The organism is Vibrio sp. KUL78 (assembly GCF_059725505.1).
The window spans coordinates 2,291,238-2,302,712 of sequence record NZ_AP045837.1; the positions used below are offsets into that span (position 1 = coordinate 2,291,238).

Sequence of the window (11,475 nt, forward strand, 5' to 3'; positions counted from 1 at the left end):
TGAAGCTAGAAAACACCAACCAGTACGGTTGGTGTTTTAGTTTGTGGCTACACGAAATCAGCTATGCTTCAGTGACTAGGCATGAAACGCCCCAGTTTCACGAGCATCCGCATACGCTTTCTTGATCACATCCGCTATCTTCTCTGCAATCATAATCGTTGGCGCATTGGTATTACCCCCGACCAAGGTTGGCATCACCGACGCATCGACCACTCTTAGGTTTTCTAGCCCATAAACCGATAGTTCATTGTCCACCACGGCTAATGGGTCTTTCTCAGTACCCATTTTACAGGTACCAATTGGGTGGTACTGGGTATCAGCGCGATTGCGAATATCTTGCTCGATCGCCTCATCGTCATTTGGGTCAACAGGATAAAAACAATCCCCGCGAACCTCATCAAACGCCGCGCTATTGAGCATTTGATATTGCTTCTTCCATCCTTTAATCATGACTGCCATATCGTCAGGGTCTTTAAAGAAAGCGGGATCAATCTGCGGAGCATCATAAGGGTCGGCGCTATTGAGTTTCACCGTCCCAGTGCTTTTTGGTCTTAGCAAGGTGACATGGGAGCTAAAGCCATGACTGGCATGGATTTTTCGCGCGTGATCGTCTACAACCGCCACCACAAACACAAACTCGAGATCCGGTACCGACACGCTATCATCTGAGCATAAAAAACCGATGCCCTCAGCAAAGTTACTACTCAGCTTGCCTTCACGCTGTCTGAGCCATTTCGGCAATGCTTTGGACATTTCCGCCGCCATCTGCAGCGAGACCCCAAACGTATCTCGCTTCGCGGTACATTTATAGCTGTGCACCAAATCGATGTGGTCTTGCAGGTTCTCCCCAACGCCCGGTAGCTCGTGTACCTGCTCAATGCCATGCTTATCGAGTTCTGCTTTAGCGCCCACACCGGACAGCTTGAGGATCTGCGGCGAGCCAAATGCGCCCGCGCTCAAAATCACTTCTCGATCGCAGAAAATCTGAAAGCGCTGATCTTTCAATCCATACTCAACGCCCACTGCGCGCTTGCCCTCAAACAAAACCTTGTGGGTGGTCGCTTTGGTCAGCACGGTTAGGTTAGGTCGGTGAAGATTCGGCGTCAGGTAAGCTTTTGCTGCGCTGCATCGCTCGCCATTTCTCTGCGTAACTTGCGTTTGCATCGCGCCAAGCTGCTCTTCACCGTTCACATCTGGGTTTCTAGGCACCCCGATAGATTCACAGGCATCGAGATAACGCTCAACCATCTCACTCGGTGAGCGCAGGTTCGCTACATTGAGCGGCCCACCTTGACCGTGATACTCATCGTTCAAGACTTCGTTATTCTCTGCCTTTTTAAAGTAAGGCAGACATTGCTCATAGTCCCAGCCGCTGTTTCCTAATGACGCCCAAAGGTCGTAATCGTAACGGTGCCCACGTGCATACATCATGGCATTGATCGAGCTCGAGCCACCAAGGGTTTTACCTCGCGGTTGATAGCCCTTGCGACCATTCAATCCAGGCTGAGGCACAGTCTCAAAACCCCAGTTATTTATCTTGGTCGGCATCATGACCACGCAGCCAACAGGTGTGTGAATAAATGGGCTTGAGTCCTTGCCACCCGCCTCTAGCAAGCAGACTGAAACAGACGGGTCTTCGGATAGACGTGAGGCAAGCACACACCCAGCAGAGCCGCCGCCAACAATAATAAAATCATAGCGATCCATTGCCGATCTCCTCTGCAACGGTTTTGGCGATATCAAGTGGATGCAACTCTCGCTTGAGGATCTTGCCAGTCGCTGTCATTGGAAGCGATGAGCGAATAAAGACCCGGCGCGGATACTTGTAGTCCGCCAACTGGCTTTTGCACCATGCGACCAGAGTTTCCCCATCGCAGCTTGAGGTCTCATGGAGCACCACGTGCGCGTGTATCTCTTCCCCCTAGCCTTTCATCATGTTCCCCAACCACTGCAACCATCTCGACATCAGGGTGGCACATCAATACCTCTTCGATTTCTCGCGGATAGACGTTGTAGCCGCCGCGTATAATCATGTCTTTGACGCGATCGACAATGAACAAATTACCGTGCTCATCCAAACGTCCAATATCACCCGTTAAAAACCAACCATCTCGGATCGACTCCGCGGTTGCTTCGGCTCGTCCATAATAGCCCTTCATCACACTAGGGCTCTTAATGCACACCTCTCCTAGCTCGCCGCAGGTTAACGTGTTGCCCTGAACATCGGTAATCTTGATCATATGACCACACAAAGGCTGTCCAACACTGCCCGGCAGCCTATCGCCATCGATATGATTAAAGGTGGCGACAGGTGCGGTTTCCGACAATCCATAGCCTTCCAAAACAGGCAGTTCAAATCGTGATTCAAACTGGCGAATCACTTCCACTGGCATAGATGCCCCACCCGAAACACCTAACCTCAAGCTATGTTTAACCTGCTCAGATTGCTCTGGTGACTGCTCGCCAGCGGTAAGCAGTGCAATGTACATGGTTGGCACGCCAGCAAAGACACTCACCTTATGCGAGATGATCTGCTCTATTACGAGCTTGGGCTCAAAGCGCGGGATCAACACCATGGTCGAGCCGGTTAACACACTCGCGTTCATCATCACGGTTTGACCAAAACTGTGGAATAAAGGTAGGGTCAACATCGTGGTGTCGCTGTACTCAAGACGCATCAAATACTGTGACGCCATGGCATTGGTCAGCATATTTGTATGAGAAAGCTCTGCCCCCTTGGGTTGCCCTGTGGTACCAGAGGTATAGAGAATAACAGCGGTGTCATCGCCTTGCCTTGCGATGGATTCAAACGGCTGCGATGATGCCTCTAGCCAGGTCTCAAGTGAATGCTCAGCATTGGTTGATGCAAGCATAGGGATAAAGTGCTCACAGTGCGGTGCCTGAGCAAAGCCAATTCTTCCATACTGCTCCTCGGCACTGGTTTGCGGCGCTTCAAAACAGAAATACGCTTTGGCATCTGAGTCATTCAAGTGATAAGCAATTTCTCGACTCTTGAATAGAGTATTGAGGGGGACTACCACGCATCCAGCTTTCAAAATGCCGTAATACGCAATGGGGAAATAGGTCATATTGGGGCACGATAGCGCCACTTTATCACCCGGTACTAAGCCAAGTTTTACTAAGTGGTGAGCCACAATGTTTGCGTAGTCGTCCAACTGCTGATAACTCACGTCATCGGTGCCCATTTTAAGTGCGGCTTTGCTAGGGAAAAGCGCAGCACTTCGCTCTAGATTAACGGCGAGGTTGTGCATCTTAGGTCTCCTTTTGGGGTGTACGACGCCAGCCCTCGCTGGCGTGTCGAAGATTCTTGTAAGACGAAGGTTTGAATGTGTTATTGGATAAAACTGAGCTGTCGCTAACTGCGTTTATTCAGACTCGGATCTGGCTTGCCGACAAAGACGCGTACGACCAGCCTCTGAACCCAGGTACCGTAAGGGGGAGAGAACAGTTGAATCGGGAACCAACCGCGCATCTGCAATACTGAGCGGGCATGACTTAACTCCCGAAAGCCCTCTTCGCCATGATAGTTACCAATACCAGAGTTACCCACGCCGCCAAACGGCACAGAATGGTTAAGCACATGCCAGCCCCAATCATTGATAGTGACACCGCCGCTATGAGTCTGCTCTAACACATGCTCACGCAACGCTTTATCGTGACTAAACAGGTAACAAGCGAGTGGTCTTGGGCGCTCTGTGATGTACTCAATCACATCATCGATGTCTCGGTAGCCGTGGACAGGCAGTAGCGGACCAAATATCTCTTCCTGACAAATACGCATGTTGGGAGATAGATTGGTCGCTACATAAAGCGGTGTTTTACGCCCTTCACCATCCGGCAAGCACTGAGTGATGGTTGCGCCTTTCTGCTTGGCGTCGTCAAGCAGCTCATTGAATCTTTGATGCTGAGCATCATCCACCAGCGAGGTGTAGTCAGCATTTCCCTTGATGTCACCGTACATCGCGATATGACTCTGCTTTAGCGCCTCAACAAACTCGGTCACTTTAGACTCGGGAACAAACGCGTAATCAGGCGCAATACAGATCTGGCCAGAGTTAAAGCCTTTGCCATGAGCAATGCGGCTCGCTGCTGTTTGAATATCGTAATCGTCAAACACAATAACCGGAGATTTACCGCCAAGCTCAAGCGTGACCGGCGTTAGATTCGCAGCCGCATTGGCCATAATGAGTTTTCCACTAGCTGGCGAGCCGGTGAAAACCAGATGATCAAAAGGAAGGTGAGAGATCTCCATGGCCTCAGGATGAGTACCACCGACGATTCGAACCAGATCCGTTGGGTAGATCTCTGCCAACATGCGTTTCAGCACCTTAGTGGTTGCTGGGCAGTTTGGAGGCATCTTGATCATGCATCGATTACCCGCCGCCAAAGCGGTGATCATAGGACCAAGCGATAGATAGAGTGGGAAGTTCCACGGACAGATAATGCCAACCACGCCTTTTGGCTGATAACGGACCTCTAGCTTGTTACCCTTGAACAGCCATTCCGTAGGGCGACGCTGCGATTTCATCCAGCCTTTGAGGTGGCTAAGCACGTGTTTGATATCGAGAACCGGCGCTAACACATCCGCCATGAAGGACTCCGTATGGCTACGTCCGCCAAAATCGTCACTCATCGCCTCTGCCAACACATCTTGATAGCGAGTCAATTGCGTTTTCAGAGCTTGTAAACGCTGCTTTCTTATCGCAAGACTTGGGTTCGTCTCTTGTTGATATGCCTGTTTAAGCTCGGAAAACCACGTCGATAATTCACTCAACTCTGGAGCATTACATTCAACCAAGTTACTTTTTGACCAATCAATCATTTCGCTCATTTATTTTTCCCGCATGCCATTTTGCTCAATTACAACATTCTGATAACATCAATCACAGGTTGCATAGAGACAAAAAACGGTGATATTCGGACATTCGTCAGACATGAGGTGTCCGAGTTTGAGCTATGTTGACGCTAACTTATTGAAAATAGGTCAATTCGGAACGGGAGAATCAGCAATGCAGTACACGGCAGTCTACGAGCCCGATTTACAAGCGTGCGGGATTTTAGATCTTCAGCTTATGACTCGATACCTTGAGGGTAAAATGCCGTGCGAATCCTTGTTTGAAGGCACCCCACTGACCGCCGACCAACTCTACCAACCCGATACTAAGGTAACGATGGCGCAAAAGATGGCGATTTTCAGCAACGCCCTCTCCCATGTTCATGAACCTGGTCTCGGTTTAAAGGTGGGTCAACAAGCAAGGTTTAGCGACTTTGGTGTATTGGGTTACGCCGTTTTTAGCAGCAATACTATGTTGGATGCCCTAATGATGGGCTTTAAATACTTGCGCTTAGCGGGACCTGTTTTAAAAAAGCAGATGTGGGTTGAAAACAACTTAGGGTATTTTCGAGCAGAGCAGCTCGTTGACCTCAGAGACTTACTGCCCTTCTTTTGCGAATATTGGTTTACTGCTATTCAAAACCTCTGTGAAGAAGTGATGCAGCAACCGTTCTCATCCAAACTGATTCGCTTTCCTTACCCCGAGCCAGAACACAGCGAGCTCTACAAAGAGATATTCCACTGCCCCGTTGAGTTCAATGCCGACTATCTTGAGTGGCAGTTTGACGCCACCACACTCTATGACCCACTCCCAGCCGCCAACACCATGACACTGCAAATGTGTCTAAAGTCATGTGATGAGCTGCTCGCAACAGTACAGGGCTCCACCAGCCTCAATGAGAAGATCACTCAGTTGTTTGTCGAGCGACTTGGCAACTATCCATCCATTGAAGCGCTCTCGTCAGAGCTCGGCATGTCATCACGCACACTGCGTCGCCACCTAAAGAACGAAGGTACCAGTTACCAACAACTGCTTGATGATGTCCGTTATCGCCTAGCAAGGCACTATCTTCTGAACACGCAGATTACGATTGAAGAGATATCCGATCGTGTCGGCTTTTCTGATAGCGCCAACTTTCGACACGCCTTCAAAAAATGGAGTGGCCACTCACCAAAAGGGTTTAGGAACAGCCAAGACCTAAGCAGTTAAAGAGCGCCTACAGACAATCGCTAAAAGCCGCCATCTAACCCACTCATTTTCAAGTGATATCGCCTGTAATCTGAACAATTTGGCTTTGTTCTATGCGATACCGTACAAAACTCACTTTTTTGTATTGCAACGAAGTATTTGCCGTTCTAGCCTATAAACAGTTCAATACACTCAAAAGGAATTCTAGTGTCCCTTCTTCGTACAACTTTTGCACTATCGCTCCTTATGACCGCGACCGCTCACGCGAGTAATGTCCAATTTCTTGTTGGCGTCGACAACAACAAAGGCTTTGCCGGCGGCATCGAAGCCTTGGTCTACGACAACTTCATTATCGGCGGACAAGCCAACCTCGGCTCAACCGATGAAACCCAATCCCAAGGCGGTTCACTCCCAGATGTCCCTGACGCGACATTCACCCAGAAGAAATCTTCCCAAGCCTACTCGCTTTATACTGGCTACCGATTTAAAGAAAACATGCTCGACGGGTTAACCGTAAAGCTAGGCATCAGCAAAACCAGTATCAACCTCAGCGAAGATGCATACAACTCCTCGGGTAATTCAGCCGTGGTCTATGACATCAACGAAAGCAAATACCAACCTTTCGTCGGTCTTGGCTACCACATCAGCGAGCGCATTTCACTTAATGTACACGCGAACTTAGCGGGTATTGATACGATTGAGATCGAAGGTGAAACGGTTAAGTCTGGGTTTGAAAGGACGACGTTGAGTTTTTTGGTTGGGTTTACTTTTTAGTCATTTGAAAACAGTAACTTCAGGTCCTATATGAGGCGGTTAATGTAATCTACGTCGGTCACTAGCTCGCTACGTGGTCGACTCATTTATAGCGTTCATTTTGCCAATCCTAGCGCCTAAGTTTCTTTGAATATAATGATACGCCCGCCAGTAATTAAAAACTCCTCCAATAAAGAACAGAAAACTCCCAACTAAAAACTGCCAAGTCAGATAATTAGCAAGCAGAATCGACTCGTCAGGCACTCCGCCTTCCCAAAGCCCTGGAAATGAACCAACAGCAAATAGCACACTGCCCACGATAAACGTCACCGCTGTCAAGTTGGTGAGCTGCCCCTCAGTACCACCAGCACTACTGGTATCAGCAACGATGTTGACGCTGGCTCCGATAACAAAAAGCGTACTACCAATAATGAACATCAATGCGCTGTGTGCAGAGTAGCTGTCATCGATAAACGAAAACACTCGGCCCGCTACAAACATCAAGGTACCAAACAGGTAGATGTAGGAAGCGGTGTATTCCAGCTGTTTTCTCGATAAGTCAGAGGATGTTTTGCGCCAATAACGGTGGACGTCATAAAGGTCGTGGACATTGACGATCAGGTAGCAAAGCGAACCGGCAAAGAAGATCCACTGTCCGAGCGTCGAGTAGCTTTGAAAGCTTGGGAACAGTAATACGCTACCAACTAGGAAGAATAATCCACCAAACTTGTATAAGACCGCATTGAGCGTTTCCCATTTAAACTGGGATTTAGCGCTAGCGTCGTTGTCCGTCAGATGATGTATTCGTTTTCGGTTAGTGAAAAGGTGCGCCATGTCATTAGCCAAGTGGTAGGTGTCATACTAATAAGAAGGGTATCACGGCGCTACATTTCAACTTTATCGGGTTTGTATGATCACTTCCTCAGTTGTGATAGCGCGTATGACACCAGCTTCGGCTAGTCCTGCCTGCAAGTGAAGGCTTATTCGACTTAAACAAAGAGTGTCTAAAGCCGACACGACTACCAATGGAAATTCCCCCAAACAAGGTACAATCCGTGCTCAAATTTCTATGACCCTACGGCCTTTAATATGCACTCACCCCAACACTGCTTTAACCGATTTGATGTTGCTATCGAAGGCTACGAGTTACCAGAACAATTTACGTTTCCGTTCTATTACACTCCGCATCCACTGTGTGTACTAGCAGCAAATCAGCTTCAGCAGTATCTGCAAACACAAACCGACTTCGTTCATGATTTTGGAATAGAGGATGAAAGCCAAGGTCGAGGCAAGATGTTCGGTGTTTTGCTGGTACAAAGCCCACAAGGCGAAATCGGATTTTTGAGCGCCTTTTCTGGCAAGATTGCAGACCAAAACCTCCTACCCGGTTTTGTGCCACCTGTTTTCGACATGCTTACCGAAGACGGTTTTTTCCGAGAAGAAACTAACGCCATCACGAAAGCGCTTGCGACCTATAAGACCTTTGCCAACGCACCAGAAATCGCAATCCTCAAAGAGCAAATCGCTGACGAGCGTGCCGCTTATCAACAAGAAGAGCAAGCTCATCGCGATATTATGATTCAAGGTCGTGCCAGTCGCAAGCAACAGCGAAAAGAGGCGCAGCAAACCCTCAATGGCGAAGAGCTTCAGACCTTGCTCGAAGAGCTTGGCAAGCAAAGCGTTGCAGAAAAAAATACGCTCAAATACCTAAAGCTTAAGTGGGAAAATAAACTCGCCGTCAAAGAGCAGCGACTAGAAGAGATTGAGACTAATCTTGCGGAGCTTAGAGAGCACCATAAAGCGCTATCAAACGCTCTACAGCACAAACTTCACAAGCAGTATCGCTTTTTAAATCAACATGGCGAGACACGCGACTTGGTTGATATCTTCGCAGCGACCACAACTCCGATTCCACCAGCCGGTGCAGGCGAATGCGCTGCGCCAAAAATGCTTCAATATGCCTACAAGCACGGCTTTAAGCCCTTGGCTCTGGCGGAGTTTTGGTGGGGCGCGTCACCAAAGTCAGAGATCCGCAAACACGGCAGTTTTTACCCATCATGCAACAACAAATGCCAACCTATCTTAGGGCACATGCTGCAAGGACTAAACGTCGAGCCTAACCCGCTTGAACAGAACTGGGCGGAAGATAAAGAGTTGGAAATCGTGTTCCAGGATGAGGCTATGGTGGTCATCAATAAACCACCTGGCCTACTTTCAGTGCCAGGCAAGACCATTAAAGACTCAGCTTATACTCGTTTACAAGCGCTATTCCCCGATGTAGAAGGCCCATATGTGATTCACCGCCTCGATATGGCCACATCCGGACTGCTCGTGTTCGCCTTCACCAAACGCGCCAACAAGAGCCTGCAAAAGCAGTTCATTACCCGTGGTGTCCAAAAGCGCTATGTCGCAATGTTAGAAGGTGTACTGACTCAAACTGAAGGTGATATTTCATTGCCAATGCGTGGCGATCCCGATGATCGCCCAAGACAACTGGTGTGTTACGAACATGGCAAGTCTGCAGAGACCCATTGGGAGTTGATTGAAGTCCGTGATGGCCGAAGCAAGGTGTACATGTACCCGAAAACAGGTCGAACTCATCAACTACGCGTTCATAGTGCTCATCATCTTGGGTTGAACATGCCTATGGTTGGAGACACGCTGTATGGAGAGAAGGCTGAGCGCTTACATTTGCATGCGGAGCAGTTGAAACTCGACCATCCGTATACGAAAGAGCGGTTAGTATTTCAGGTTGATAGTGAGTTCTAGAGTTGGATTGCTGTAAGCCCGCCATTTCGTGGATTTCGCGCGCAGCATTAAATTCACAAAACCTATCGCAGTTATAAGGCCACAAATTTCCGTGGCCTTACTCATTCCGCCTCAAAATCCTTTGAATAATTCTTTTCGATGAAAATCCAAATAGCGCTTATGTTGACCTACGATTGCAAACGACATGGTTTCATCGAGGCCGATGACATCTGGCCGTTCTAAGTACTTAGATATCATCACTTTTCCTTTGTTATCGAAGGAAATAAATCCTAAGTCGAACGCCTTATCTAGGTTCGCGAGCAACAATAATCCATTGTACTTATCCAGTCGCTCATCATTATTAGAGTCTCGCCAAGGCTTAATATGGGACGCTAGCAACAACTGTGTATTCTTATACCCTGTCAACGCACAGCCACCCCACATCTGGATCAGTTGAGCACGAAAGTTTCCCTGCCCTACTCTTGTATTAATTAGTATGGTCTTTTCTGTCTCGGTAAGCTTTTTATCCGACATCACCTGTCGTATATCCGCGTTCACATCTACCTGAGCCAAGTCAGCCAGAAAGTTATTATAGTGAACCAGCGCAGCGCTATACATCCCTTTCCCTTTACTGTCACGGTACTTAAAAATCTCCAGCGCCTTTACTCTTTGTTCCAGAGAAACAAAATGCTTGTGGGATTTCACCTCGATCAAAGGTTCACATATCTCATCAGCATCCATCAACCAATTTGAGATGGAACCACGAATCGCACTAAGGTAATTACTGGCTGTCTTTTCAGATTTGCCAATATCCAACAACCATCGATAGTACAGCGATCCCATATCGGTTAAGTTAGTGACCAAGGCATCTTTGATATCATTGGAAACAATATGACTCTGCATGTAATCAAAAAGTTCATCGTCTAAATAGGCGTGCGAGATCGCTTTCGATGTAAAGCGTTTGACGTTTTGTTCTTCGAATCCTTCGTTGTACTCAAGGTGCCAAAACCCCTCACTTCTCAGGTGAAAGAAAGGATTCTCTGGCGTGTTTCTATCTTTACCTTGCGCAAAACTCTTAAAATGACGAGTGAATTGGTCCCTTAGAGCCTGGTTAAGCACTATCTTGTTAGAAGCAATACTACCAACATGAATGAGATCCATCACGGCCAATAGCATACAGACCTTGTGAGGACTCTTCTTCCCACCAGCGCTATTCATATTAAGGCTTCGGAACTTATCCAGATACAGTTCAAGCGACATACTTTCCCTCGCTCTCACAAGCTAACTTCTTTTTCATTACGACAGTCTGCCAACTAACATCCTGTCGATGCTGCAGATCGTTACCGTCAAACACATCTGCTACTTCCAGATTGAGTTCGCTCGCCAATCTGCTTAGTTCTATTGCCGACACAGGAAAAGCCTCACGGCCATCAATAAATGGGCCATGCCGCAAAGTCACAATAAGCGTACCAGTATCTTTCATAACAACAGCAATTCTTTGTAGCGCATCTTTGCGATACTCTAATGGAAGGTGCATCCACACGGCAGAGATCAAAACGACATCAAAACACCGCTTTTGCTTCGCCACATTAGTTAACTCAGGTAACTTATCGTCTAACCAGCGTACTCCCGCACCAGTTTGCTTCATACCAATCTCTCGAAGCTGATGGCAAGGCTCGCACGCGATGACGTTACACCCCATAGTCTCAAACCAGTGAGCATCTCTTCCAGAGCCCGCACCAATATCAAGGACTTCAGCTTTTCCCCTTGGCCAATATTGATACCAAGTTTTATGCACTTCGGTTGAATCTAAAGCATTGTATTGCTCTGCAAGTGTTTCTGCATTTTCTTCATAAAAAGAGGATGTTATAGACATATTCCAAGCCCACTATTGAACTGGATCCATGGTATATCGCTTAGTTGCATAATA

Annotated in this window: 8 protein-coding genes and 1 pseudogene; 3 read left to right on the plus strand and 6 right to left on the minus strand. The window is 47.8% G+C overall.

Translation table 11 applies throughout. The features are described from left to right. Nucleotides 1-75: 75 nt before the first annotated feature. The 3 genes and pseudogenes from AC6I8Y_RS10645 to AC6I8Y_RS10655 all read right to left on the minus strand — a co-directional run bounded on the left by AC6I8Y_RS10645 (nucleotide 76) and on the right by AC6I8Y_RS10655 (nucleotide 4,843). Nucleotides 76-1,707 carry a GMC family oxidoreductase gene (locus AC6I8Y_RS10645; protein ID WP_498020159.1) on the minus strand — a complete coding sequence of 544 codons (1,632 nt, stop codon included), beginning with the start codon at nucleotides 1,705-1,707 and terminating at the stop codon, nucleotides 76-78. After that, nucleotides 1,694-3,272, minus strand: a pseudogene (locus tag AC6I8Y_RS10650) (long-chain-fatty-acid--CoA ligase). The gene AC6I8Y_RS10645 and the pseudogene AC6I8Y_RS10650 overlap by 14 nt, the downstream one beginning before the upstream one ends. Before the next feature lie 104 nt (nucleotides 3,273-3,376). Beyond that, nucleotides 3,377-4,843 (minus strand): coniferyl aldehyde dehydrogenase, encoded by a 1,467-nt coding sequence (locus tag AC6I8Y_RS10655; RefSeq protein ID WP_498021495.1) that lies wholly within the window; start codon nucleotides 4,841-4,843, stop codon nucleotides 3,377-3,379. Nucleotides 4,844-5,030: 187 nt separating this feature from the next. On the opposite strand from AC6I8Y_RS10655, the gene AC6I8Y_RS10660 reads away from it, so the two are divergent. Then, nucleotides 5,031-6,065 (plus strand): AraC family transcriptional regulator, encoded by a 1,035-nt coding sequence (locus AC6I8Y_RS10660; protein WP_498020160.1) that lies wholly within the window; start codon nucleotides 5,031-5,033, stop codon nucleotides 6,063-6,065. 186 nt (nucleotides 6,066-6,251) lie between these two features. After that, entirely contained in the window at nucleotides 6,252-6,818 is a 567-nt protein-coding gene (locus AC6I8Y_RS10665; protein WP_498020161.1) for an outer membrane beta-barrel protein, read from the plus strand. 69 nt (nucleotides 6,819-6,887) lie between these two features. Here AC6I8Y_RS10665 and AC6I8Y_RS10670 read toward each other — a convergent pair whose 3' ends face one another. Next, nucleotides 6,888-7,631 carry a YrhK family protein gene (locus tag AC6I8Y_RS10670; protein ID WP_498020162.1) on the minus strand — a complete coding sequence of 248 codons (744 nt, stop codon included), beginning with the start codon at nucleotides 7,629-7,631 and terminating at the stop codon, nucleotides 6,888-6,890. Nucleotides 7,632-7,886: 255 nt separating this feature from the next. On the opposite strand from AC6I8Y_RS10670, the gene AC6I8Y_RS10675 reads away from it, so the two are divergent. Then, the gene (locus AC6I8Y_RS10675; protein ID WP_498020163.1) at nucleotides 7,887-9,566 is read left to right on the plus strand and encodes an RluA family pseudouridine synthase; all 1,680 of its coding nucleotides are present in this window, start codon (nucleotides 7,887-7,889) and stop codon (nucleotides 9,564-9,566) included. Nucleotides 9,567-9,677: 111 nt separating this feature from the next. On the opposite strand, the gene AC6I8Y_RS10680 is transcribed toward AC6I8Y_RS10675, so the two are convergent. Next, the gene (locus tag AC6I8Y_RS10680) at nucleotides 9,678-10,805 is read right to left on the minus strand and encodes an HNH endonuclease (RefSeq protein WP_498020164.1); all 1,128 of its coding nucleotides are present in this window, start codon (nucleotides 10,803-10,805) and stop codon (nucleotides 9,678-9,680) included. Further along, nucleotides 10,795-11,421, minus strand: a complete 627-nt coding sequence (locus AC6I8Y_RS10685) for a class I SAM-dependent methyltransferase (protein WP_498020165.1) — start codon at nucleotides 11,419-11,421, stop codon at nucleotides 10,795-10,797. The genes AC6I8Y_RS10680 and AC6I8Y_RS10685 overlap by 11 nt, the downstream gene beginning before the upstream one ends. Nucleotides 11,422-11,475: the final 54 nt, after the last annotated feature.

Coding starts and splice junctions, on each gene's coding strand:
- AC6I8Y_RS10645 (WP_498020159.1), bottom strand. CDS start 1,707: ATGGATCGCTATGATTTTATTATTGTTGGCGGCGGCTCTGCTGGGTGT.
- AC6I8Y_RS10655 (WP_498021495.1), bottom strand. CDS start 4,843: ATGATTGATTGGTCAAAAAGTAACTTGGTTGAATGTAATGCTCCAGAG.
- AC6I8Y_RS10660 (WP_498020160.1), top strand. CDS start 5,031: ATGCAGTACACGGCAGTCTACGAGCCCGATTTACAAGCGTGCGGGATT.
- AC6I8Y_RS10670 (WP_498020162.1), bottom strand. CDS start 7,631: ATGGCGCACCTTTTCACTAACCGAAAACGAATACATCATCTGACGGAC.
- AC6I8Y_RS10675 (WP_498020163.1), top strand. CDS start 7,887: ATGCACTCACCCCAACACTGCTTTAACCGATTTGATGTTGCTATCGAA.
- AC6I8Y_RS10680 (WP_498020164.1), bottom strand. CDS start 10,805: ATGTCGCTTGAACTGTATCTGGATAAGTTCCGAAGCCTTAATATGAAT.
- AC6I8Y_RS10685 (WP_498020165.1), bottom strand. CDS start 11,421: ATGTCTATAACATCCTCTTTTTATGAAGAAAATGCAGAAACACTTGCA.